This window comes from Algoriphagus hitonicola (genome assembly GCF_900113375.1).
Lineage (GTDB): Bacteria > Bacteroidota > Bacteroidia > Cytophagales > Cyclobacteriaceae > Algoriphagus > Algoriphagus hitonicola.
Genome location: NZ_FOPC01000014.1, coordinates 70,088 through 94,472 on the forward strand (window position 1 = coordinate 70,088; position 24,385 = coordinate 94,472).

Here is a 24,385-nt window from a genome sequence, read left to right on the forward strand (position 1 = left end):
TATGAAGAACAAGGCACTTTTTCGATTCCAAACCGAGCTCAATATTCGTTTCAAAAAGGCCTTTCTCCAAGCGAAAAAACTGGAAAAGGCAGCAGAATGGGTAGCCGATTGCATATCCAAAAACGGTTGGATTTATACGACGGGTACAGGACATTCCCATATCTTGGCAGAAGAAATATTTTATCGGGCTGGAGGTTTTGCACGAATCAGACCGATATTCCATGAAGCGCTTATGCTTCATCAGAGCGCCTCCGAAAGCACCGAATTTGAGCGAAAGCCGGATTTGGCTGCCAAAATACTCAACGATTATCCCATCCAAAAAAATGACCTATTCCTGCTATCTTCCAATAGTGGTAGAAATTCGGTCATTCTTGATTTTGCGCTGGAAGCTCAAAAGCTGGGCGCCAAAGTAATTGCCATTACGAATTTAACCCATAGCCAACAAGTCACCTCACGTCACTCCTCTGGCAAAAAGCTCTTTGAAGTGGTCGATCTATACCTGGATAATTGCGGGGATTTCGGAGATGCCTGCCTAGAAATCGAGGGTCTTGAAATGAAAGTAGGAGCAACATCAACCGTCATGGGTACCGCCTTACTACAAGCAATCATGGTCCAAGCGGTAGAACTCCTGATGAAAAAAAACATCATTCCCGAGCTTTTCTCTAGCTCGAATACGGATCAAGGAGAAAAACAAAACCAAGCTTTAATTGCCAAATATAAGGATCAAGTCAAAGGTCTTTAGTCCAAGCTCGACACCTTGCTTGCACTTCCTTTAGGGCCAAAAGCCCGGAATTTTAGGCCTTCTTGAAAAGGAATTTTTTCTGTATAAAGATTGGATTCTTGGGATGGAATGGACCCGTCCGATGTCCAGCGGATTTCCAAACCGGGATTCTCTACATTTGCCCAAATCTCCTCTCCTACTTTTTTCAAACCAGGAGTAGGAATTCTCAAATTCACTCCTCCAAAAATCGCTTCCAGTCTTGGGATTTCCTTTTGACCCAACACGTTTGAAAACTCATTCCATTCTTCATTTCGCTTTTGAAGCTGGGTCGTTCGATCTGTCAAGTTTGACCAGTTTGGATCTCCATTCCAGGCACGTTCTACCAAACCCAGCATTTTTGGAAAAAGGTAATATTCCATCATCTCGACTGACCTGATCGTCTCAGTCCAGAGCTGGCCTTGCACACCGATAATATTTCTTTTCCCCACTGGAGTCAATTCTACAAAACGGCTTTTTTGACCTTCCCAGGGCCAAGGTATTCCATCTATAGTTAGATCATGGGAAAGATAAAGCTGGCGGGGAACAGTTTTCCAAGCTTGATAAACATCCGAAACTCCAGACCAGACATGTCCGGGTTCGCGCGGATCCCAATCGTAGGCTAAATCAAAATAAAAATTGGCACTCGAACTTATGATCACAGGATATCCGGCATTGGCTAATTGATAAGCCCGGTCCTCTCCTCCCCACCCGGGAACGGAATTCCATGCATAAAGCATCCAATCTTGATTGGCAAAGCGCTCATTCGGAATAATTTCGCCTTGAGATTCCTTTAATCCTACCTCTTCCCAGCCAGCTAGTTGGATTCCTTCATTTTTCAAAAATCCTTCAATACGGGACCTGAAATAGTCTAGAAGTTCTGATTGGGGCCAATCCGGATTTTCCTCCAAAAATTGATCGCAGACCGGTGAATCCGTCCAAACTCCCTTGGGAACCTCATCCCCTCCGGTATGCCAGGTTTTAAGTGGAATTTGGTTCGATTCGTACATTTTTTTGATCTCAAGGACTACTTTTTCATAAAATGAATAGGTGCTTTCCTGACAAACACAAATGGTATTATCCCTAAAATTTTGAGCAGAGAGATAGACTGAATTATCATCAGGATCGATCAGTCTATACTTTAAGCCGTCTTCTTCATTTCCAGACTTCTTGTATTTTTCAAATCGCTTCTCCATAGCCTTGATAGCAGCTCGGGAATGTGCTGGCACTCCGATTTCAGGAATAATTTCAATAAATCGCTCATCAGCATATTGAATAATTTCTTTGAAATCCTCCACAGTATAAAATCCAGTTCCCATTTTATTATCAGCAGAAGCTCCCGATCCATAAAAAGGCCACAGCATATCTGATTCATCTTCTGAAACCCCTCTTTTGGAAGCATAATCCGTGAGTTCGGGGAGACCGGGGATTTCGATTCTCCAGCCCTCATCATTGGCGAGGTTGAAATGAAATTTATTGAGCTTATAAAAAGCCATCAAATCCAAAAGTTTAAATATGGATTCTTTCGGGATAAAATTTCTTGCCACATCCAAGAAGAACCCTCGATAAGCGTAATCCGGCACATCATCGATTTCTATTTGTGGAAGCAAAATCTCATTGGAGGGTTTTTCCCAAAAATCAGCTGGCATCAAGGCCAAAAAACTTTGGACACCGTAAAAAGCACCTTTCGGATCCGAAGCGAGAATGAGCACCCGTTGATCACGGATTTCCAAATGGTAACCCTCGGCTGGGATCGACTCTTTTTTTGCAATTCGAATTTGAATGGGTTTTACACTTCGGTCATTTTCCGGTTTGTACCCTACTTGTATCTGTTGGGTGACCGTTTTCGCCGCCTGTTCAAACACTTTATCTCCCAAGACTCCCAAGCCTGCATTTTTAATCCGAAGCGGTTCTCCTAGGTATTTCCATGATTTCGGAATTGGTAAAAAGGGCGGAATCTCCTCGTTGGGCAACTCAGAAATGATTTCATTTTTCTTATAAATTCGTTCGGCTGTGGGAATAATTATTCCCTGCTTACCGACCGCTTTGTCAAGCTGATCCACTGTCAACTCAGACTTTTTGAAATCCCGGATTTCGGTCATTGATCCGTTTGATTTTACTAAAATCAACCCTTCTGGCGCATGACTGTTTTTAAAAAATGGGGTAGTTGAAGTATAACTGATTTCTAATTTTTGTCCCGGTTTCAGTGCAGGGCTTTCCTCATCATTACCTGCCAACACAAAAAAATCTCCCGCCAAATGCCTGATTTGAAAGTGGTCATCAAGAACCCTTGCATTTACGTCCAGAAAAACGCTATTAAAGTACAGTTTCCAGCCTGATGTCAAAGTTTGATCAGAATCATTTTGAAAAATGAAGGTAGCCTGATGGGAGGCATTTGTCCCGAATTGGTTTTTATCCAGTCTCCATTCTACCTGAAAGTCCCCGTTTATCTTCTCCACCGCAGAGGAACAAGCGAAGAAAATGAGGAGGTAAAATAAAAAGTTGAGCTTTCTCATTTTGAAAATCAATGTTCTTTGGACAGTATATCGCGATATTTTTCGATATCCTCCAAGACCTCTTCATCCAGTTCCGGTTCTTTGATTCCTTCTATTTTGGACATAGTCTCATAGATGATTTTGGCGACAAGCAATCTGGCTATTTTCTTATCATCCGAGGGAATGATATACCAAGGAGCATGGGGTTTGGAGGTTTCATTGATGGCTTCCTCGTAGCATTTTTGATACTTATCCCAAAGGGCTCGCTCTTCTAAGTCACCGGGAGAAAATTTCCAATTGTGCTTTTTCTTATCCAACCTTCGCAACAGGCGCTGTCGCTGTTCCTCCTTGCTGAGGTGAAGGTAAAATTTAAAAATCACCGTTCCATTCTCGGCGATATGCTGTTCGAAATTACGGATTTGTTCAAATCGCTTCTGCCAAAATTCTTCGGTAATGTCTTCTACTGATTCTATTCCAGGAATATTTTCATTCATGATGTAATAGGGATGAACCCGAGTCACAAGGACATTTTCATAGTGAGTCCGGTTAAACACCGAGTATTTCCCACGAGCCGGCAAAGCTAAATAATGCCGCCATAAGTAATCATGCTTCAGTTCAAGACTTGTGGGCGTTTTGAAGCTATGAACGACTACTCCTCTTGCATTCAATTCTTTAAAGACTTCCCGAATCAAACTATCCTTTCCAGCAGTATCCATCCCCTGAAGACAAATCAAAACCCCATATTTAGCATGAGCATACATGGTGTCTTGGTGCTCACTGAGCAACTCCCTGTAGTCATTTAAAATAGATTTTTTCTCTTTTTTGGTAAGCTTCTGATCTAAAGCAGTAGGAATTTGATTGAGGGAAACTTGATCCTTTACTTGAAAATGCTCGATTGGAATATTTTTCATTATAGCTTGGTCTGATGTTTTCGACTTGGATTAAAAGTAAAAACAAGATAATATTTTATCTTCAAGGCAAAGAACCTATTTGTAATTTCCACCAATCAATCACCCAAAATGACAGAAATTCCAATAAAAACCGGAATTGGATCCCGGTACCTCGCTCTGGATGTACTTCGGGGAATGACTATCGCCTTTATGATTATTGTAAATACGCCAGGAAGCTGGGGAAATCTCTATGGCCCACTGGCACATGCGGATTGGCATGGCTTTACACCTACAGACTTGGTGTTTCCGACATTTTTATTTGTCGTGGGCAATGCCATGAGCTTTGCCATGAAACGACTTCAAGAAATCCCATCGGCACAGTTTTACAAAAAAGTTTTTAAGCGGGCCGCTTTAATCTTTCTAATCGGTTGGCTTTTGAATGCCTTCCCGTTTTTTGATTTCAATGAGGCAGGAGGAATGCAATTTATTGATCTAACTCAGGTCCGATTATTTGGAGTACTCCAGCGAATTGCTTTGGCTTATTTGTTTGCAGCTTTGATCTTATACTGGGGTGGAGAGCGCTGGGGATGGATTTTCTCGGGAATAGCTTTGTTTGGGTATTGGGCACTCCTGTACTTTTTTGGAGAAAGTGGAGACCCTTACAGCCTAACTGGCAATGCTGCAATCAAGTTAGATTTAATGGTCATCGGCGAGGAACGCATGTATACGGGCGAAGGGATTCCTTTTGACCCCGAGGGGATTCTAAGCACACTCACTTCCATCGTGAATGTATTGGCTGGGTTTATCGTAGGAAAACTGATTCAGCGAAAAGGAAATACCATGGAAACTGTCCGACTCTTGCTCATCAGCGGTGTCATTCTGATTGCAGGAAGCTACCTATGGAACTTAATCTTTCCAATCAATAAAAAAATCTGGACTAGTTCCTATGTCTTGCTCACAGTTGGTTGGGATTTAATCTTACTCTCTGCGCTGGTAGGAATAATAGAAATAGGAAAGAAAACGAAGTGGACCTATTTTTTCCAGGCTTTTGGAAGAAATCCCTTGATTCTCTACGTACTTTCCGGGTTGGTAATTTCGGTTTTGTTTATGATTCCGGTGGGTGAAACTTCCCTGAAAGAATACATTTATTCCGCAATCTTTACGAGTTGGCTGGGACCGAAAAACGCATCATTTCTTTTTGCTATCTCCTACATGCTTCTCATCTGGATCATCGGCTATTGGATGGATAAGCGAAAAATTTATATCAAAGTCTAGTTTGTTTACTTTGATTTTCCAAAAGAGGCTGTCAAAAAAATGAAGTTTGTCCCATTGAGTATTTGAGAGACGAGAGTCTCGAAATCGAAGGGTCAGGTTGACTTCAAAGCAATTTATGAGACAGCCTCTTTTTTTCAGCCTTCTATTTCCTGAATAAGTTCGGCATACCAGGCTTCCCCATACTTTCTAACCAAAGCATCCTTTAAAAAGCGATAAAGTGGAACCTGTAGACTCTTGCCAAGCTGACAAGCAGGATCACAAATCTCCCAGCGATCGTAATTTAAGGCGTCAAACTCATCATATTTAGTAATGCGAATCGGGTACATGTGACAGGAAATGGGCTTTTTAAAATTGATTTTCCCATCCAGATATGCCTGCTCAATCCCGCATTTCAAGATTCCTTTTTCATCATAGAGTGCATAGGCACATTCCCTATTGTCACCGATTGTGGGCGTTCCCTTATCCCCATCTTTGTCAAATACCCAAGTACCTTGTGCCTCGATGACTTTTCTTCCTTCTTCGGTGATGTAATCCTTTACGATTGGGTAAATCTTTTCGATAATCTCCGTTTCCTCATCCTCCAATGGAGCTCCAGCATCCCCTTCTACGCAGCATGCCCCTTTGCAGGCTTCTAAATCACAGACAAAGAAATTTTCCTTGATATCATCCGAAAGCACCGCATTTCCTACCAGTATCATAAGCTCTAATTTTGGTCAAAGATAATCATTCCAAAAAGCAGAAAAACCGAACATCGTCCAAAGTATTCCTTTTCACCTCAACTCACACCAAAGATTCGGATTTTGACTTTTGGATGAGTATGATTTTCAGAAATTTGGCTGTTCGATTTCATTCAAATAACATAAAAAAAGAACCGCTCCGTAAAGGAGCGGCTCAACCCAGCACTATGAAGAAAAGCTATTATTTAGCCTTTGATATACCTAACATGGGTTTGTGAAAAAGGTTTGAAGGGATTGATTAATTTTTTTTAATATTCTCCAAAAAATCAATTCTATTTTCCTTATTAAAAATATTCCAAATTATTTTTATTTTATCCATCTGAAATTCAGAGAATTATTCTTTAGTAAAACCTAATAATTTAAAAATTTTTCTATCAATTCTTCAGAAAAACCAATAGGGATATCAGAAAAATATTTTTCCTAAATCAGGTTGAAAAAAAATTACTGGCACATCTTTTAAGAATGAGAAAGTCGTGACACATCCAGTTCAAAGAATTTACCGTATTTTTGAATCGTGCAAGTCGTCTTGTCGCCGCGACACCGATATCGGGGTTGGGGAGGAAAGTCCGGGCAACACAGAGCGCCATACTTCCTAACGGGAAGGAGGCTGACTGGTGACGGTCAGTTTACAGAAAGTGCCACAGAAAATATACCGTCCCGATAGCTATCGGGATAAGGGTGAAAAGGTGGAGTAAGAGCCCACCGGTCAGATGGTGACATCCGACGCATGGCAAACCTTATGGGTTGAAAGGTCAAATAGGCCCCGGGCAAAGAGCTGCTCGTTCGATTTTGTCCCTTTTCCGATTCGTCGGCATTGGGTCAGATTCCGGGGTGGGTAGACCGATAGATCCCGATCGTGAGGTCGGGACTAGATAAATGACAGGATTCCGTAAAGGAAACAGAACCCGGCTTACAGACTTGCACTTTTTTATTTTAAATTAGCCCTATGTCAAAAATCCTTATCATTGATGATGAAAAAGTCATCAGATCCACCCTTCGTGAAATCCTCGAGTACGAGAAATATCAAGTCACTGAAGCCAAAGATGGCGAAGAAGGCCTAGCAAAACTTCAAGAAGAAGATTTCGACTTGGTTCTATGTGATGTCAAAATGCCAAAATTAGATGGCATCGAAGTCTTAGAAAAAGCAAAATCCCTTGACAAATCACCCCAGTTTATCATGATTTCGGCTCATGGCAGCATTGAAACTGCCGTAGAGGCTACGAAAAAAGGAGCCTTTGATTTTATCCCGAAACCACCGGATTTGAATCGATTGCTATTGACTGTACGGAATGCACTTGACAAGAAAAATCTGGTAACTGAAACCAAGGTCCTCAAAAAGAAGCTTTCCAAAAAACTGGATATGGTCGGTGAATCTGATGCGATCAAGCAAGTCAAAGACACCATCGAAAAAGTAGCTCCGACAGAGGCCCGAGTACTGATAACCGGTCCAAATGGAACCGGAAAGGAATTGGTAGCCCACTGGATCCATCAAAAAAGCAACCGCAGTGATCAACCATTTGTGGCTGTCAATTGCGCAGCAATCCCTTCCGAATTGATCGAATCTGAGCTCTTCGGACATGAAAAGGGAGCATTTACCTCTGCTCACAAGCAGCGGGCTGGTAAATTCGAACAGGCCCAAGGAGGTACCCTCTTCTTAGATGAAATCGGAGATATGTCTCTCTCAGCGCAGTCCAAGGTACTCAGAGCATTGCAGGAGAATCTAATCAACCGGGTAGGAAGCGATAAGGATATCAAAGTAGATGTACGGGTATTGGCAGCGACTAATAAGGACCTGAAAAAGGAAATCGAAGAACACCGCTTTAGAGAAGACCTTTACCACAGATTGAGTGTGATTTTGATTCAAGTTCCTGCCTTAAAGGAGCGAAAAAGCGACATTCCTTTACTCGTAGATAAGTTTTTGGAAGATATCGCCCAGGAAAGCGGAGAGGTCAAAAAGAAAATCAGCAAAGACGCACTCGCAAAACTTCAGGAATACCCATGGACTGGTAATATTCGAGAACTTAGGAATGTAGTGGAGAGATTGGTGATTTTGGGAGAATCAACGATCAGTCTGGAGGATATAAAAAAATATGCTGACTATTAATTGGTCAGCATATTTTTTAACCGTTGCTGTTTTGGGCAGTAGGAGCCTTGGCATAGGCCGGACATGGTTTGCTAGATGCGCAAGCACCCAAAGCTAAAATTCCGATCAGCAATGCTAGTGTGGCAAGTCTTTTCATAAAATTCAAATCAAGTTTAAGCCAAATATGTTTAATAAAATTTAATCTAGCAATTACTGAACCAATAAGTTGCAACCCCTAATCTCGGAATTGTCAAATCGACCCAGTACTTCTATCCTACCATCACTGTCCATCCGGCCCAAATCCTGCGTCTCCAAAAAGGCACAGGAATGAAAATTACCCAAATCAATCACGTTTATTCCACCTTGTTTTCGTCTGGTCCAAGACAGAGGATCATTGACATCTCTAAGCATAACGCGCATCGATTGAGGTAGCGTATAATTTCCCTGGCCTTTAGAATATGCCTGAGACATCATCTCCGTCATTCCATATTCGGAGTGAATGGAATCCACACAAAAATATCCGGTTAATATTTCATGGACTTCCTCCCGAATCATCTCTTTCCTTCGCCCTTTCATCCCACCGGTTTCCATGACGATCAGATTTTTTGTTTTGGAAAAAGCAAGGCCGGATTCTACCAAGTCCAATAAGGCAAAGGTCACCCCAAGCAATAGGATTTTTCGGGAATCACCCTTTAACCCATCAATTTTAGAAACCAATTCTTCCTGATCGTACAGATAAAAACCGGAATGCTCCGATTGGGAGACCTTGATAAAATAATCCGCCATGCTTACCAAACTACTTCCTTTTCGCTCTAAATATGCTGGAAGTAAGGCTAGGATGTGATAATCTTCTATGGGACCATATTCGCTTTCAAAAATACGTTTAGCGTGATCCAAATACCAATCAATCGACCAGGTATAATGCCGGCTGGTGATCATTCCCGTTGTGCCTGAGGAGGAAAAAAAGGAAGGAAAAAGAGCAGTATCACCACTGATCACTTTATGCTCCTTGAAAAATCGAATCGGTAGAAAAGGAATCTGATCCAGTGCTTTGACAGATTTAAAGTCAATTCTTCTGGCATTGAGATAAGAACGATAAATTCCATTCTCCAAGGCTTGAAACTGAAAGATTTCCAGTGCAAGTTTTTCGAAGTCCTCAGGCTTTAATTCATCTACTGCCCTAGAAAAACTTTTAAAATCATTCATCGTTTTATATTTTGCATCCAATAGATCTGGTGCCTATCTACTCGGTCGTAAATTTAACTCGCCTTATGCGTTTGAAAAGCTATTTGGGAATATTCTTTGTCATTTTGTTGGGGACTTCCTGTGTCAATCCGCCAGAAAACTTCCCGTCCATTCCCGAAATTGAATATGAGTCTTTGGAATTTATTCCAACTGCAAGTTCAGACTCCTTAGTTTTCGGCTTTGATTTTAGGGATGCAGAAGGAGACCTGGGACTTTCTTCGACCGATATTTTTCCTCCTTTTAATCCTGTCGAATATCAACGGGATCCCGCAGGAAATTTAATCACCTATGCCAATCGGCCTTCCAATGCCCCTGAATATAATCCTATTGATTGGGTAATAGATCCCATCATCAATAATCAGGAAGTTAAAGACACCATTTGGGTTGTCCAAAATCCAAATCAGTACAATATTTTTGTGAAATTCTTCATTAAAAGAAATGGTCAATTCACGGAGTTTAGATGGCAGGATCCACCGTTTTATACCACTTTCAATGGACGTTTTCCTCGTATCCTAAACACTGAAGAAGGTCAAGCAGTAGAGGGAAATGTAAAATACGCCATGCTTTCTTCAGGCTGGGAATCCATATTCAGAAATGACACCATCAGAATCGATGTGCAGATTCAAGACCGACAGCTCAACAGAAGCAATGAAATATCTTCACCGGAGGTTACCTTGAGACAGATTACAAGAAACTAACTTTTGGATTGAAAAATCAACTTTCCTGCTTGGGGAAAAATAAAATGAGGCTGTCTTATAAATAGCTTTAATGTCAGCCTGAGTCTTAAATATTCTTCGAACATACAAAAAGGAGATGACGAAAATTATGATTTGAATCAAATTTTTAGTCACGCTGAGCACTTGAGAGACGAGAGTCTCGAAATCGAAGCGTCCTCGTACCTTCAGACTCCCGTCTTTCGGGTGCTCGGACTGACCTTAATTTTGTGATATTAAGCATCTTTGTCATTGGTAGCACCTGACCAACTAGAGTTGGGCAGTACGAAGGCTATTTCTATCATTCTAGCCCACATTTCGACTTCCTGCCTTTGCCGGCGAGGCAGGCGCTCAATGTAACAACCTTAACTTTTGAGACAGCCTCTTTTTTAGTTTTAGATTTTGGGGAATTTTTTAGGATTAACCTCGTGCATTAAATGATAGACCTTTTCGATCACATCCTCTACGCTCGGTTTGGAAAAATAGTCCCCGTCTGATGAATAAGCAGGTCGATGAGGCTTAGCTGGCAATGTCTGAGGTTCGGAATCCAAATACTTAAAAACATCCTGCCCCTCTATTACTTGCTGAAGCATAAATGCAGAAGCTCCACCTGGAACATCTTCATCTGCGAAAATCACCCGATTGGTCTTCTTTATGGATTCGCCTATCATTCCAGAGGTATCAAATGGCAATAAAGTCTGTACGTCTATAACCTCAACGTCAATTCCGATATCACTGAGCTCTTCTGCAGCTTCCATCACTATTCTACACATCGAACCGTAAGTGACCAAAGTCAAATCTTTTCCTTCTCTCAAAATTTCAGGCTTGCCAACCGGCACGGTATATTCTCCAATGTTAGATGGAAGTTTTTCCTTTAATCGATATCCATTTAGGCATTCGATAATCATGGCTGGCTCATCTGACTTCAGTAGGGTATTGTACATCCCTGCAGCCTGAGTCATATCACGCGGAACGCAAATAACTATTCCTCTAAGGGCCGAAATTATCATTCCCATCGGAGAACCTGCATGCCAAACGCCTTCGAGACGGTGACCTCTGGTTCGCACGATCATTGGGGCTTTTTGGCCGCCTTTAGTTCGATATTGGAGCGATGCCAGATCATCGGACAACATCTGCAAACCATAAAGCAAATAATCCAAATACTGAATTTCGGCAACCGGTCTCAAACCGCGAAGCGCTGCCCCGATTCCTTGACCGATAATAGTCGCTTCCCGGATTCCCGTATCAGTGACCCGGATTTCACCATGTTTGGATTGAAGTCCTGCAAAAGCCTGATTTACATCTCCGATTTTCCCCACATCTTCCCCGAAGGCAAAAAATCGAGGGTCGTTTTCCAACTGGTAATCAAAGAAAGCCTGAAGCACCTCTCTCCCATCGACTGTGGGAGCATTTTCATTAAACTCTGGCTTCACTTCTTTTACTTTCAAAGCCGACCATTCGGATTCGGAGTACAGATGACTGCTGTATCGATCATGATTGATTTCCTGCTGACGCTCAAGCCATAATCTCAATTCATCTTTTGCTTTGCTTTGATCAAAACGAAGGTTTAAAAGGGCTTTTCGAGCGGCAGAGATCACATCTTTACGGATAGGATTGATGGTTTTGGCCAGCTCTTCGGCCATTTGCTCCAAAACCACTTTCCGGCTACTTCCCTGAGCAGCAACTTTGATTAAAGAAACCGCCTCTGCAAGTTCTTTTTTGATCGAACCACTGAAGGCAGCCCAAGCGGCTTCCTTATCTTTTTTTACCTGAAGCTTTGATTCGTTCTCAATCTGATCAAGCTGATCGGCTGTGGCAATATTATTTTTGAGAATATATTCCCTGAATTTCAAATTACAATCCCAAGCTTTTTCCCACTCCAGTCTTTCGGTGGACTTGTATCTTTCATGTGAGCCAGAAGTAGAGTGTCCTTGCGGCTGAGTCATTTCCACTACGTGAATCAAAACTGGGACATGGCCCTCACGGGCAATTTGTCCTGCTCGTGAAAAAGCCTCAAGCAAGGCTTCGTAATCCCAACCCTTGACTTTGATGATTTCATAGCCTTCTTTTCCTTCTGTCCGCTCAAACCCTGCTAAAGCATCAGAAATATTGCCTTTGGTCGTATGATATTTATTGGGCACCGATATTCCATATCCATCATCCCAAATAGCAACTACCATGGGGACTTGCAAAACTCCAGCGGCATTGATTGATTCGAAAAAGAGCCCTTCTGAAGTAGAGGCGTTTCCGATTGTTCCCCAAGCGACTTCATTGCCATTGACAGAGAAATCCTTGAAAGATTTTAGGCCTTTATTGTGACGAAAAACTTTAGAAGCATAAGCCAAGCCGAGCAATTTGGGCATTTGAGCAGCAGTGGGCGAAATATCTGCAGCAGAATTGTAGCGATTAGTTAAGGATTTCCAACTTCCGTCTTCATTTAAGGATCGAGTCGCAAAGTGCCCGTTCATCAATCTACCCGCACTAGCCGGATCAGCTTCCACGTCGGTATGAGCATACAATTGGGCGAAATATTGCTGAACATTCAATTCACCCAAGGCCATCATAAATGTCTGATCTCGATAATATCCCGACCGAAAATCCCCCAATTGGAAAGCTCTGGCCATCGCTAATTGGGCAAGTTCTTTTCCGTCACCAAAAATTCCAAATTTGGCTTTTCCCATAAAAACCTCTTTTCGCCCCATCAAGGAAGCCTGACGACTGATCATAGCGATCTTGTAGTCTTGAAGAATTTCCTCATTTGAGGGGATGACACCTTTTCGGTTTTTTGAGAGAGATTTTAATTCTGCCATGGATCTTTTTTACTCAGAAGTTAATTTGGGTTTATGTGCTAGCTAGCGTATTCCAAAAATAAACAAATCCTTTTTCTATACAAATTTGTATTTTAAATTTTCTCAAACAAAAATTTTGAATAAAGCGATAAAATATCATCTTCGTAAAATATTATTCTGTCAATAGATATTTGACTGTTGAATTATTTCAATTTTTATTCCATTAAAATCTATTGTCGAACACTTCTTTTGCAAAAATAAATTCTCAAAATTATCAATGCTTAAAATTTAAATTTTGAAATATTCTTTATATACAGATGAATTTTAAGAATAAAGTTTTGAAAAAAATAAATTTTCGAAATCAGACAAAATTCTATTCGCTTTTGTTCTTTTTCGAATGCTTTGGCATTTATCTTTGCCGTCAAATTATAAATCCAAATTGACAAGTCATGATAATAGGTGTTCCCAAAGAAATTAAAAATAACGAAAACCGGGTAGCTCTGACTCCGGCCGGCGCCAAGGAATTGGTTAAGAGAGGACATACCGTCTATGTTCAGCATACGGCAGGTGAAGGTAGCGGATTCAGTGACGAGACATATGAAGCTGCCGGAGCTCAAATCCTTCCCACCATCGAGGCAACTTATGAAATCGCCGAGATGATTATGAAAGTCAAAGAGCCGATCGAACCTGAGTATAAATTGATCAAAGAAGGTCAATTATTGTTTACCTATTTTCATTTTGCTTCCTATGAGCCGCTGACTAAAGCGATGATAGAAAGCAAATCTGTTTGTCTTGCTTATGAGACTGTGGAAAAAGTCGACAGAAGTCTGCCGCTTTTGATTCCAATGTCCGAAGTCGCCGGCCGAATGGCAGTACAAAAGGGGGCAAACTATCTGGAAAAACCACTTAAAGGGAGAGGGATCCTTTTAGGAGGTGTCCCAGGTGTACTTCCCGCCAAGGTTTTGATCTTAGGTGGTGGAATTGTGGGAACACAAGCCGCATGGATGGCTGCCGGATTAGGCGCAGATGTGACTATTATGGATGTTTCACTTCAGCGAATGCGATACTTGGACGATGTGATGCCAGCCAATGTGAATACCATGATGTCAAATGAATACAATATCAGAAACATGATCAAATCCTCTGATTTGATTATCGGAGCGGTATTGATCCCTGGGGCGAAGGCGCCACATTTGATCACCAGAGATATGCTGAAGGAAATGAAACCTGGAACTGTCCTCGTGGATGTCGCAGTCGACCAAGGCGGATGCATCGAAACCTGCAAGCCTACGACTCACGAAAACCCAACCTTCATTATCGATGATGTGGTTCACTATTGCGTGGCAAACATGCCTGGAGCGGTACCTTATACTTCTACCTTGGCATTGACAAACGCTACCCTTCCTTACGCGATGCAACTCGCCGACAAAGGCTGGAAAAAAGCTGCACAAGAAAACCCGGAATTAGTCCCTGGGCTTAATGTGATCAACGGAGAAATCGTTTACAAGGCGGTGGCAGAAGCTTTTGATCTTTCTTATGTTCCTGTCGAAAAATATCTAATGGACTAATTATCATTAAACTATCCATAAAATTAAAAAGCTGAATTCTTGATTGAATTCAGCTTTTTCTATGAATACAAAGGAGGGGTTAATTTAGATTTTCCAGTACCCTCATCAGTTTTTCCCTTACCTCTTTGGCGAGAGTTTCAATTTCGGGATTCTTGACAGCTGCCATTGCCGCAGCAGGATCCATTACCGCCACTTCGTATGATTTATTTTTAATTTCACGAATCGTGACATTGCACGGAAGTAAGGTCCCGATATGGGGTTCTGCTTCCAATACTTTGTCTGCAAAAACAGGATTGCAGGCACCTAAAATCAAATAAGGGGCATAATCTTTTCCCAATTTCTTTTTCATCGTCGCCTGAATGTCGATTTCAGTCAAAATCCCAAAACCCTCAATTTTCAAGGCGGCTTCTACTTCATCTCTGATTTCTTGCAGAGAATTTCTTTCGAGTATTTTTTCCTTATAATATGACATATCATTGACTTTGGTGAATAATAAACTTACAAAAATCTGAGCGTACCTCCCGTGTGAAAAGTCACAAAATGATATGGAAAAGGCAATCCGAAAATTTTTTTCAAAAGAATCGAAACCCTTTAATGTATTTATCACTTCGAATAAAAGAGATTTGTAAAACGCCTAGGTGATTCTCCTAAGAGAATTTATCTTTACTAAGCCAACCCTAAAAACAAGACAATGAACATTGCAGAAAATTTGCATGATATAAAATCCTCTTTTTTCAACCCTGACTGTCTGCTGATAGCCGTAAGCAAAACCAAACCGATAGCAGACCTTTTAGAAGCCTATGAAGCTGGTGTAAGGGATTTTGGAGAAAACAAAGTACAGGAAATTCAGGCCAAGGAGCCCGAAATGCCGGATGATACCCGATGGCATATGATCGGACATTTACAACGAAACAAAGTCAAGTACATCGCGCCTTTTATCCATTTGATTCACAGTGTGGATTCATTTAAGCTGTTGAGCGAAATCAATAAGCAAGGCGAAAAAATAGATCGGAAGATTTCTGTTCTCCTTCAAATCCACATTGCCGAGGAAGAAAGTAAATTTGGTTTTGACATTGCAGAACTAGAGGAAATGCTGAATTCTGATGAATTCAAAAAATTAAGTCACGTAAACATCAAAGGTCTGATGGGAATGGCTACCTTAACAACTAATCAGGATCAAATCAGAAAGGAATTTAAGGGTCTTAAAACGCTCTTTGAAGAAATCAAAAAGAGAGACTTACCTGATTTTATGCAACTGGAGGAACTTTCCATGGGAATGAGCAGCGATTATCGGGTTGCCCAAGAGGAAGGAAGTACAATGGTGAGAATTGGTTCCTCTATATTCGGAGCCAGAAATTACAACTGAATTAAACTTCTTAATATTCCAACACCCCATGAACCCTAAACAAATTATTCAAGTAGCCGCAATTCTCGGTGCCCTTGCTGTCGGAATCGGCGCATTTGGCGCCCATGGATTGGAAGATATTTTGGCAAAAAATGGACGAACCGAAACTTTTGAGACGGCTGTCAAATATCATTTTTACCATGCCATTACCTTGCTATTAGTAGGCATATTATCCAACAGCAGAGTCGGATACCTGCGAGGAATGTCTTTTTCGGCAATCAATTTAATCATTGGAATCATCATCTTCTCCGGTTCTCTTTATATCCTATCGATCACCAACATTACCTGGCTTGGTGCAATCACTCCCATCGGTGGAATCGCCTTTATTTTGGGCTGGGTAGGGATTTTTTGGACGGTTACAAAAAGATAAGTTAAATGCAAAAAAGGCTTACCTTCTTGGTTTTTTTGATTTTCTACCTTCCATTGGTTCATGCTCAAGTCAGTCAAGAGCAATACGCCAAACTGGAATCTATACTTGGTGATGAAGGGTTTTTCGGAGGTCATCTGACAGGCTTCATGCTTTACGATTTGGATTCACAGCGGGTTTTGTTTGAGAAAAATTCTCATATCCGATTTACTCCCGCTTCCACAACCAAGCTATTCACTCTTTTTTCCAGTTTGGTCATTCTGAATGACAGTACCCAAACCCTAAGATATGTCCAGTCCGGAGACACCTTGAAGATCTGGGGCTCAGGAGATCCCAGCTGGAACTACCTCGATCTCTATCAACCCGACTACCAAAACTTCTTCAAGTCCGCTAAAATCATCCAATTCTCTGATGCAAACCTAAAATCAACACCTTTCGGGAGTGGTTGGCAATGGGATGACTATTATTATTATTTTTCCGCTGAGCGGTCTTCTTTGCCGATTTATGGAAACCTGATCAAAGTCGAGCGATCCAGCAGACCGCCCAGAGTAAGTCCCCCTTTTTTTCAAGATGCAGTATTTTCTACCTCATCCGATATCAAGGATTTGGAACGTGATTTTCATTCCAATCGCTTTTACTACAACCCCAAAAGCTATCGTGGCAGAGAAGATTATATTCCTTTTATTACTTCTCCGAAGCTGTTTGTTCAGTTGGCCTCCTTAGAAACCGGCAAACCTTGGATATACAAGTCTGATTCTCTACCCAAAAACCATCAGATTTGGAGAGCCGCTCCACTTTACCCTATTCTCAAAGAAATGATGCTTGAGAGTGACAATTTTTTAGCGGAGCAATTGATGTACATGGTTTCGGATCGGATTTTTGGTGAAATTGACATTGAGCGGGCCATCGAATTTGTCTTGAAAACCTATTTGTATGATTTGCCGGATGAACCGATCTGGATTGATGGCAGTGGCCTTAGCCGCTACAATTTATTCACCCCGAGAAGTATGGTTGCACTTTTTGAAAAAATATATCGAGTGCTCCCTGATGATCAGCTTAAAGAACTCCTTCCTACGGGTGGAGTGTCCGGCACAATCAAAACTAACTATCAGGCTCGAGAACCTTACATTTTTGCCAAAACCGGTACAATGAGCAACAATCACAGCTTGGTAGGTCTGATACAAACTACTAAAGGCAAAACGTATTGCTTTGCCTTTATGAATTCTAACTACCCCCAAAAAACCTCCGAAATCCGACGAGAAATGGAGAAAGTTCTTTTGCTCGTTCGGGATAATTTTTAATCTATTTTTTCTCTAAAATCATTGAAGACTGCGGTCCTAAAACCACTTCAGATCCATTGATTCCAACTTTCCCAAATTCAAACAAGGATTCCGTGTAGTTCTCTGGGATTTCGATCTTCACCTCTTCTTGTCCGATATTATGGATCGCAAAAACAGATTGGTTTTCATAATTTCGGAAGTAAGCCATTATGGTAGCTGGAAAGGTTGCTTCTGGCAATTCCAAGGAACCAATAGCCAAAGCCGGATTGGTATTTCGTAAGGCAATCAATTGTTTGTAGTGATTAAAAAAGCTATTGGGATCTTCCCGCTGCTGCGCCAAGGGAGTGACTTCCCCATCGATTGAATATTTTGACTCAATCCATGTCGCTCTCCCACTGTCTTTATCTTTTTCATCCCAAAGAAAAGGTTCTCGTATATGTTCATCGGGTTTAATTCCTTTCATACCGATCTCTTCCCCATAGTAAATGTAAGGAGCGCCAGGCATGGACATCATCACTGCGATGGCTTGTTTTTGCTTGTCAGGATCCGAACCTAGCTCATTGAGAAGTCTAGGTTGGTCGTGATTGGAAGAGATGGTAGCATCGATAAATTCGGAGGTGATATTCTGGTAAAAATCGATGATCTCTTTTTGCTTTTCGGGCAGGATCATCCCATTTTCTGTGTTAAAAGCTTCCAGCAAAGTATAGTGAAAGTCAAAATTAAAAAGCGCTGGCAAGCCTGGTAAGTAAGGTGCTACCACTTCTTTTTTGTCATACACTTCGCCGACCAAATAAACATCGGGTTTGATTTTTTCCATTTCGGCACGAAACTCCTTCCAAAACTCATGATTATCGCTCGGTCTGTCATCCGGAAAAATATGCTTGGCTGCATCCAATCTAAATCCATCCACTCCGATTTCTTCCAGCCAAAAACGCCCGATTTCATAGATTTCCTCCCGTACTTTAGGATTGTCAAAATTCAAATCAGGCATTCCTCCCCAGAAAAAACCATAGTAGAAATCCTCTCCCTCTCCCGGATCATGCCATTGCTGGATGTTATCGGAGTCGAGGGTAATCACCTTTTTATTTAAGTAATCGGCAATCGTGTCTTTTTGTGCCCAAACATAATAATCCCGATACGGATTGTCTCTTCCGGATTTGGACTCTAAAAACCAAGGATGCTGATTGGAAGTATGATTGATAATCATATCGATCACAATTTTGATATCCCGCTTATGAGCTTCTGCTAGGAGATTTTTGAAATCATCCATCGTGCCATAATCCGGGTGAACAGCCTTGTAATCCGTCACATCATACTTGTGATAAGTTGGTGAGGGCATAATCGGCATAAACCAAATGGCATCGGCACCTAATTCCTCTACATAATCGAGTTTTTGGGTAACTCCATTAAAATCCCCTATCCCATCTCCATTCGAATCGTAAAATGACTGAACAAATATCTCGTAAGTCACACCGGCTTTTGGCCAATAGTTTACGGGCTGAACGTCTCTTTTCTCTTGGCAAGAAACCAAGCTAAAAACAGTCAAAACTGTGGGAATCAAGGATCTTTTCATGGTTAATTTTTCTTTTTGGGAAAAGAAAAAGTCACCTGATCCAAGTGACTTTTCTTTTTCTTTTTCAAGTCTGATTAGTTTCGGTTGACTGCGTTGAGCATATCAAAAGCGACCTCAAGACGCTTGACAAATGCTTCTTCACCTTTGCGCAACCAAACGCGAGGATCATAAAACTTTTTATTTGGACTATCCGGACCTTCTGGATTTCCCAGTTGGGTCTGAAGGTAACCTTCATTTTTCTTGTAATAGTTAAGAATACCTTCCCAAGTTGCCCATTGCATATCCGTATCGATATTCATTTTGATAGAGCCATAAGAATTGGCTTCTCTGATTTCCTCAAGGGAAGATCCTGAACCTCCATGGAACACGAAATTCAATGGCTTGCCAATTGTACCATATTTGGTATTGATGAAATCCTGAGAATTCTTCAAAATGATTGGTTTCAGACTCACGTTTCCAGGCTTGTAGACTCCGTGTACGTTTCCGAAAGCTGCAGCGATAGTAAATAAATCACCGATTTGCTTCAGGTGCTCGTAAGCATATGCCACTTCTTCTGGCTGGGTATAAAGTTTCGAAGAATCGATGTCGGTATTGTCCACTCCGTCTTCCTCTCCTCCTGTCACACCGAGTTCGATTTCGATAGCCATTTGAAGCTTCTCGAATTCACGGAAGTAATTACATGAAATCTCTACATTTTCCTCCAAAGGCTCCTCAGATAGATCCAGCATGTGTGAACTATACAATGGCCGCTTGTGAATTTCATAATAAGCTTTACCTGCTTCTAGCATTCCATCGATCCAAGGCAGCAATTTTTTCGCTGCATGATCGGTATGCAAAATCACAGGAACTCCATAGGCTTCGGCCATTTGGTGCACATGGTGCGCACCCGATACCGCTCCGGCGATACTTGCTTGCTGCTTATCATTGGCTAGGCCTTTTCCGGCAAAAAACTGAGCACCTCCATTGGAGAATTGTATGATTACGGGAGAATTTACTTTTTTGGCGGTTTCCAATACTGCATTGACAGAATTGGTCCCGATGACATTGACGGCCGGTAATGCAAACTCACTTTCTTTTGCGTAAGCATAAAGATCTCTGAGCTCTTGTCCGTACTTTACTCCAGGTTTAAATTTCATTACGAATTAGGTTTGGTTAATTTTTAATAAAGCGCTGGTGGAGCACTCGTCTGGTATCAAACGCCTCAAAGATATAAAGACCCGCTTTAATATTCCCTAAATCGAATTCTAAAATCTGATTATCAGTGGTAGTTTGCCCTTCTTTCACTTCCTTGCCGGTCATATCAATAATTCGATAATTGGCCTCATTCATTCCTTTTGGCAGCTGCACAAAAAGCTGTCCGCTGCTCGGGTTGGGATACACAGCAAATTCTGAAGAATTGACCGGCTCCCTCGGAATAGAAGTAACAAAATCCTCCTGCAAAATTCCACGCTCAGGTGTAGGAAGCCGCTCATTGGTAAACAGATAAAATTCTGATGGCCTCAAATTAAAGTTCACCGTCGATCCGGTGACATTAAATTCCTCTCCAGTAAAATAATTATACCAGGTACCCGTCGATGGAAAAGCCAAAGGCACATTCCCAGCATTACTCAAGCCAAAATTCCCATGAATAACCACATCCATATCTGCATGCTCCAGAATAATGGATTTCACATTGCCACTCAAGGTCAAAACCACCTCCTCAGGATTGCTAAAAACTTGATGCGCTGTCCGTAAATGAATCATTTCTTTATACAGCTGAAAAAGCCTATTTCGCTGCGGATCGTCCAGGTATTCCCATCGCGTAGGTTTGATTCCCAGCCGGTCATTGTTCAGCTCCTCATCATATCCAAACTCCCCAAACTGCCATAGCATTTTGGGTCCGGGAACAGCAAAAAAGAAGGCGGTCAACAGCTGATTTCGATTGATAGCATTTTCGAGCTCCCGAATATTCAGTAGAGATGTATTACCAAAATTCAATGATTCCCACATGACGCGTTCTTCATCGTGGGATTCTTGATAGGCAATCAGATTCGGTTCATTCCAATCCCGCTCTCCGTGATATGCCCAGTTAAATGAGCGATTTTCTCCTTTGGCCAATTCTCGGAAATCTCCATTCATATTTCCCCAAAACATCAAGCCATAATCGGCCAGCTCTTTTTCCTCATCATTGGCTGCCAAATGCTCCAAAATCACATAAGCATCGGGATGGTTGGCTTTGATTTGATCATAGATATGTTTCCAGATTGCGATCCGACTGGGATCATATTGGGACCAAAAGTTCACATTATCCCCGGAGTTGACTTGGGTAAATCCCTTGGACAAGTCAAAGCGAAATCCATCTACTTTATATTCAGTCAACCAGTAATTATTCACACTATCGACAAATTCCCGGGTGTATTCACTTTCGTGGTTGAAATCATAGCCCACATTAAATGGGTGCTTGGCGACGCGATTAAACCATGGATTATCTTCGGTAGGTGCTCCATAGTCTCCATCATTGTAAAGTCTGACCATGGGATTTTGACCAAAAGCATGATTGAGCACCATATCCAAAATCACGACCATTCCTTTTCCATGAGCCGCGTCAATGAGCCTTTTCAGATCATTTTTGGTTCCATAATATTTATCCGGAGCAAAGAAAAACGAAGGATTGTATCCCCAGGAAAGGTTTCCTTCAAATTCACCCACTGGCATCAATTCGATAGCATTAACCCCGAGCTCTTCCAAATAATCCAACCGATCGATAACCGCCTGATAGGTTCTCTCTTCATCAAAATCCCTTACCAATAGCTCATAAACTACCAAATTTTCGGGAGCTGGCTTTTCATAGTTTGTATTTTGCCACTCAAAAGGCTCTTGGGCTGTCTGAAGGTAGGTAGCTTGAAAATTAGTTTTCCCCGCAGGAAAAGGTTTCAAACCCGGGTATCTACCTTGAGTAATTATTTCCTGATCATTAAATGGATCAGAGGTTTTGTCCGCATAGGGATCCCCTATTCGAATACTGGCGTCTACTAAATATTGGAAAATATACTCTTGTTGAGGAACGAGATTTTCAATTCTCAGCCAGAAGATCTCCCCATCAGGAGTTCTATTCATTTGGTATTCGGGCAAGACTTCCCAATCATTAAAATCTCCAATGACATGGGCAAGTTTCTTTCCCGGTGCCTGAAGTGCCAAAATGACTTCTGTATCTGAAATATAATTGATCCCCAATCGTGCACCCGCAGGCAATTCCTCAATTTGCGAAGCTCCAAAAACAACAATATCCAGAGATTGAGTATCGGTCTCCCCTCCAGCGGTGGCAATCGCCTCAAGCCTAAAACTTCCCGGTTCTGTGGCTACAAAATCATAAGTCAGAGAAGTGGATGAGGCCACAGTTGCGACTTGTTCACCATCCAATTCGAAACTGATTTCCGCTTCCTCGGAAGTTTCTGCTTTTACTGAATACCCTTCTCCTACTTCCAGCGAAAGTGAAGGCCCGGAAGGATCCGTAATTTGAACCCCAAATCCTTGACTGAGGTCAACAAAGAAGTCTGAATTGGAGGACGTTTTTCCTTCTCTAGTACCATCAACATTTCTAAAAACCATCCCTAACCGATAAATAGTTTGTCCATTGGGGTTTTCAAAAAAGTCATCCGGAGTCAATTCAAAAGTATAAATATTATCCTCTCCCTCGACCTTGGTCATTTTGGCTTCAGGAATATCCTGTCCCCATTCAAAAGGCACAATAGACCAAGTGGTGGATTCTGGACCCTCTGTCACCGCACCGATGTGAATGTAAACGTCACAGTTGCAATCCTCCAGACCCGTAGTTCCCTCAGATGCATCGTAAATGATTTTGACAGGCGCTGAAGCATTGGGAACGGAAGGTTCAGTGCTGACTTGTGCAAAAAGTGAAGAGCTCCATAAAAGCCCTAGAGCAAAGAATATTCGGGACAAGGTCTTTTTCATCATAGCATTTGAAAGGGGAGAATCCGGCTCTGGAAAAAACATCTTCCAAAGCCGGATTAAGCCAATTTAACTGAAAATCAGTTTAATTTTTAGTAAGCGTGTAAGTTACGATCTCTGGATCATTAAAATTGAGCGTAATGGTATAATTACCCGCCTCTGCCACTGGAATATCAGCTCCCCCGGTGGTCAACTCACCATCAGCACCCCCGTAGTTGTAGTCCCAGTTTTCGTTGGCTCGAAATTTAATATTACCTGTTGTCAAATCAGTCGTGAGCGTCAACACGTTATTTTCGTTATCAAATTGCATTTTGGTTTCCGCATCCCAGCCACCTTCTGTGGCATCACCGATAACTCCCCAATAAAGCGGATCGCTCAGCGTGTAAGTCTTGGCATCCAGATCTACCTCCATGTAAAACGTTCCAAATTCTTCCACCTTGATATTTGCACCGTCGGGATCGAGGTCTCCATCGGCATCATTATCGCCGTAGTTTCTTCCATCCACCCATTCGTTAGTTTCAGACACTTTGAATTCTCCTGATCCACCGGGAAGAATATGAACGTACCCTTGATAAACATCGTCAAAGTTGACGGATTTCAAGGTGGTCGCTTCATTGGCGATATTCCAACCCTGATAATCACCTGGTACATACAACACCGGATAATCCACAAACGCAGCAAACGGAGTGACTGAAAGCGTCACTACGTCCCCATAAATAGGAGAAAGTGGCTGATTAATCGAAGATTTCACTCGAAACTCAGTTTCTGTAGCAGTTTCTGCAACGGCTCCTTTAGCGATCAATTCATCGTTGATATCCTGAGCAACTACCTCAATGATATTTGAGGTAGAAGTTCCCAATTCGACCGGATCCGAAAATCCAGCACCGGCAAGGTCCATTTCAAGGGTGTAAGATACGGTACCTTGCATTCCAAAATCTGCGGAAGTCACCTGAAATTCAATTACTTCTTCGGCCGATTCATTGGTCAATACCAAAGTGGAACCAGCAGAAGGACTGCTCAATGCAGCTCCTGTTTGAGGAATAATAGGTGGCATTTCGTACGATTCACATGCCAAAAGGACCGGCATTAAAGCCAATCCCCATCCAATTTGTCGAAGTACTTTCATAGAGTTTATTGTTAATTAATTAGGGTTGAATTCTTGATTTTGTACAATTTTTTTCTAGATGGTCAACTTGCTATTCGGATAGGAAGAGAAAAAACTAAAATGGTTTTTCGCTTCCCAGTTGAAAGTATATTCAT

18 protein-coding genes and 1 other RNA gene are annotated in these 24,385 nt (G+C 41.8%); 9 read left to right on the forward strand and 10 right to left on the reverse strand.

Annotation, left to right across the window (positions count from 1 at the left end; all coding sequences use genetic code 11):
* Nucleotide 1: 1 nt before the first annotated feature.
* Nucleotides 2-742: a sugar isomerase domain-containing protein gene (locus BM043_RS16630; RefSeq protein ID WP_092793706.1), complete on the forward strand. Its 741-nt coding sequence runs from the start codon at nt 2-4 to the stop codon at nt 740-742.
* Here BM043_RS16630 and BM043_RS16635 read toward each other — a convergent pair.
* Both BM043_RS16635 and BM043_RS16640 read right to left on the reverse strand, forming a co-directional pair.
* Nucleotides 739-3,273 (reverse strand): family 20 glycosylhydrolase, encoded by a 2,535-nt coding sequence (locus tag BM043_RS16635; protein ID WP_092793708.1) that lies wholly within the window; start codon nt 3,271-3,273, stop codon nt 739-741. The two genes, BM043_RS16630 and BM043_RS16635, sit on opposite strands and share 4 nt — an antisense overlap.
* An 8-nt stretch (nt 3,274-3,281) precedes the next feature.
* Nucleotides 3,282-4,163, reverse strand: a complete 882-nt coding sequence (locus BM043_RS16640; protein ID WP_092793709.1) for a PPK2 family polyphosphate kinase — start codon at nt 4,161-4,163, stop codon at nt 3,282-3,284.
* A gap of 108 nt (nt 4,164-4,271) precedes the next feature.
* Between BM043_RS16640 and BM043_RS16645 the strand changes: the two genes are divergently transcribed.
* Nucleotides 4,272-5,417 carry an acyltransferase family protein gene (locus BM043_RS16645; RefSeq protein WP_092793711.1) on the forward strand — a complete coding sequence of 382 codons (1,146 nt, stop codon included), beginning with the start codon at nt 4,272-4,274 and terminating at the stop codon, nt 5,415-5,417.
* Nucleotides 5,418-5,551: 134 nt separating this feature from the next.
* On the opposite strand, the gene BM043_RS16650 is transcribed toward BM043_RS16645, so the two are convergent.
* Entirely contained in the window at nt 5,552-6,115 is a 564-nt protein-coding gene (locus BM043_RS16650) for a DUF3109 family protein (protein WP_092793713.1), read from the reverse strand.
* Between the two features lie 552 nt (nt 6,116-6,667).
* Between BM043_RS16650 and rnpB the strand changes: the two genes are divergently transcribed.
* An RNA gene (rnpB, locus tag BM043_RS16660) (RNase P RNA component class A) lies at nt 6,668-7,083 on the forward strand.
* 17 nt (nt 7,084-7,100) lie between these two features.
* A complete protein-coding gene (locus BM043_RS16665; RefSeq protein WP_092793716.1) occupies nt 7,101-8,258 on the forward strand; it encodes a sigma-54-dependent transcriptional regulator in 1,158 nt (385 codons plus the stop codon).
* Between the two features lie 189 nt (nt 8,259-8,447).
* On the opposite strand, the gene BM043_RS16675 is transcribed toward BM043_RS16665, so the two are convergent.
* Complete coding sequence (locus BM043_RS16675; protein WP_092793774.1) at nt 8,448-9,443, reverse strand: acyl-CoA synthetase family protein; 996 nt, start codon at nt 9,441-9,443, stop codon at nt 8,448-8,450.
* Nucleotides 9,444-9,508: 65 nt separating this feature from the next.
* Between BM043_RS16675 and BM043_RS16680 the strand changes: the two genes are divergently transcribed.
* A complete protein-coding gene (locus BM043_RS16680; RefSeq protein WP_092793719.1) occupies nt 9,509-10,180 on the forward strand; it encodes a hypothetical protein in 672 nt (223 codons plus the stop codon).
* A gap of 410 nt (nt 10,181-10,590) precedes the next feature.
* Here BM043_RS16680 and BM043_RS16685 read toward each other — a convergent pair whose 3' ends face one another.
* The gene (locus tag BM043_RS16685) at nt 10,591-13,005 is read right to left on the reverse strand and encodes an alpha-ketoacid dehydrogenase subunit alpha/beta (RefSeq protein ID WP_092793721.1); all 2,415 of its coding nucleotides are present in this window, start codon (nt 13,003-13,005) and stop codon (nt 10,591-10,593) included.
* Between the two features lie 428 nt (nt 13,006-13,433).
* Here BM043_RS16685 and ald point away from each other — a divergent pair, with 428 nt between their 5' ends.
* Nucleotides 13,434-14,552, forward strand: coding sequence for an alanine dehydrogenase (gene ald, locus BM043_RS16690; protein WP_092793722.1), 1,119 nt, complete (start codon nt 13,434-13,436; stop codon nt 14,550-14,552).
* A gap of 79 nt (nt 14,553-14,631) precedes the next feature.
* Here the strand turns inward: ald and BM043_RS16695 are convergent, their stop codons facing one another.
* A complete protein-coding gene (locus tag BM043_RS16695) occupies nt 14,632-15,024 on the reverse strand; it encodes a DUF302 domain-containing protein (RefSeq protein WP_092793775.1) in 393 nt (130 codons plus the stop codon).
* Nucleotides 15,025-15,243: 219 nt separating this feature from the next.
* Here BM043_RS16695 and BM043_RS16700 point away from each other — a divergent pair, with 219 nt between their 5' ends.
* The 3 genes from BM043_RS16700 to BM043_RS16710 are packed head-to-tail and all read left to right on the forward strand — an operon-like array spanning nt 15,244 to nt 17,625.
* On the forward strand, nt 15,244-15,918 hold the full coding sequence (locus tag BM043_RS16700) for a YggS family pyridoxal phosphate-dependent enzyme (RefSeq protein WP_092793724.1): 675 nt from the start codon (nt 15,244-15,246) through the stop codon (nt 15,916-15,918).
* A 28-nt stretch (nt 15,919-15,946) separates the two neighbouring features.
* A complete protein-coding gene (locus BM043_RS16705; RefSeq protein ID WP_092793725.1) occupies nt 15,947-16,327 on the forward strand; it encodes a DUF423 domain-containing protein in 381 nt (126 codons plus the stop codon).
* Nucleotides 16,328-16,332: 5 nt separating this feature from the next.
* Nucleotides 16,333-17,625, forward strand: a complete 1,293-nt coding sequence (locus tag BM043_RS16710) for a D-alanyl-D-alanine carboxypeptidase/D-alanyl-D-alanine-endopeptidase (RefSeq protein WP_092793727.1) — start codon at nt 16,333-16,335, stop codon at nt 17,623-17,625.
* Nucleotide 17,626: 1 nt separating this feature from the next.
* On the opposite strand, the gene BM043_RS16715 is transcribed toward BM043_RS16710, so the two are convergent.
* The 4 genes from BM043_RS16715 to BM043_RS16730 form a co-directional block, all read right to left on the reverse strand.
* Nucleotides 17,627-19,177, reverse strand: coding sequence for an alpha-amylase family glycosyl hydrolase (locus tag BM043_RS16715; RefSeq protein ID WP_092793728.1), 1,551 nt, complete (start codon nt 19,175-19,177; stop codon nt 17,627-17,629).
* 74 nt (nt 19,178-19,251) lie between these two features.
* Nucleotides 19,252-20,313, reverse strand: coding sequence for a class II fructose-bisphosphate aldolase (fbaA, locus tag BM043_RS16720; RefSeq protein ID WP_092793730.1), 1,062 nt, complete (start codon nt 20,311-20,313; stop codon nt 19,252-19,254).
* A gap of 16 nt (nt 20,314-20,329) precedes the next feature.
* Nucleotides 20,330-23,170 carry an alpha-amylase family glycosyl hydrolase gene (locus BM043_RS16725; protein ID WP_245753065.1) on the reverse strand — a complete coding sequence of 947 codons (2,841 nt, stop codon included), beginning with the start codon at nt 23,168-23,170 and terminating at the stop codon, nt 20,330-20,332.
* 40 nt (nt 23,171-23,210) lie between these two features.
* Nucleotides 23,211-24,251: a SusE domain-containing protein gene (locus tag BM043_RS16730; protein WP_245753066.1), complete on the reverse strand. Its 1,041-nt coding sequence runs from the start codon at nt 24,249-24,251 to the stop codon at nt 23,211-23,213.
* Between the last annotated feature and the right edge of the window lie 134 nt (nt 24,252-24,385).

Excerpts from the sequence above, each read along its gene's own strand:
- BM043_RS16700 (WP_092793724.1), top strand. The coding sequence starts at position 15,244 with ATGAACATTGCAGAAAATTTGCATGATATAAAATCCTCTTTTTTCAAC.
- BM043_RS16645 (WP_092793711.1), top strand. The coding sequence starts at position 4,272 with ATGACAGAAATTCCAATAAAAACCGGAATTGGATCCCGGTACCTCGCT.
- BM043_RS16675 (WP_092793774.1), bottom strand. The coding sequence starts at position 9,443 with ATGAATGATTTTAAAAGTTTTTCTAGGGCAGTAGATGAATTAAAGCCT.
- BM043_RS16695 (WP_092793775.1), bottom strand. The coding sequence starts at position 15,024 with ATGTCATATTATAAGGAAAAAATACTCGAAAGAAATTCTCTGCAAGAA.
- BM043_RS16640 (WP_092793709.1), bottom strand. The coding sequence starts at position 4,163 with ATGAAAAATATTCCAATCGAGCATTTTCAAGTAAAGGATCAAGTTTCC.
- BM043_RS16705 (WP_092793725.1), top strand. The coding sequence starts at position 15,947 with ATGAACCCTAAACAAATTATTCAAGTAGCCGCAATTCTCGGTGCCCTT.
- BM043_RS16730 (WP_245753066.1), bottom strand. The coding sequence starts at position 24,251 with ATGAAAGTACTTCGACAAATTGGATGGGGATTGGCTTTAATGCCGGTC.
- BM043_RS16665 (WP_092793716.1), top strand. The coding sequence starts at position 7,101 with ATGTCAAAAATCCTTATCATTGATGATGAAAAAGTCATCAGATCCACC.
- BM043_RS16710 (WP_092793727.1), top strand. The coding sequence starts at position 16,333 with ATGCAAAAAAGGCTTACCTTCTTGGTTTTTTTGATTTTCTACCTTCCA.
- BM043_RS16725 (WP_245753065.1), bottom strand. The coding sequence starts at position 23,170 with ATGTTTTTTCCAGAGCCGGATTCTCCCCTTTCAAATGCTATGATGAAA.
- BM043_RS16680 (WP_092793719.1), top strand. The coding sequence starts at position 9,509 with ATGCGTTTGAAAAGCTATTTGGGAATATTCTTTGTCATTTTGTTGGGG.
- BM043_RS16635 (WP_092793708.1), bottom strand. The coding sequence starts at position 3,273 with ATGAGAAAGCTCAACTTTTTATTTTACCTCCTCATTTTCTTCGCTTGT.
- ald (WP_092793722.1), top strand. The coding sequence starts at position 13,434 with ATGATAATAGGTGTTCCCAAAGAAATTAAAAATAACGAAAACCGGGTA.
- BM043_RS16685 (WP_092793721.1), bottom strand. The coding sequence starts at position 13,005 with ATGGCAGAATTAAAATCTCTCTCAAAAAACCGAAAAGGTGTCATCCCC.
- BM043_RS16650 (WP_092793713.1), bottom strand. The coding sequence starts at position 6,115 with ATGATACTGGTAGGAAATGCGGTGCTTTCGGATGATATCAAGGAAAAT.
- BM043_RS16630 (WP_092793706.1), top strand. The coding sequence starts at position 2 with ATGAAGAACAAGGCACTTTTTCGATTCCAAACCGAGCTCAATATTCGT.
- BM043_RS16715 (WP_092793728.1), bottom strand. The coding sequence starts at position 19,177 with ATGAAAAGATCCTTGATTCCCACAGTTTTGACTGTTTTTAGCTTGGTT.
- fbaA (WP_092793730.1), bottom strand. The coding sequence starts at position 20,313 with ATGAAATTTAAACCTGGAGTAAAGTACGGACAAGAGCTCAGAGATCTT.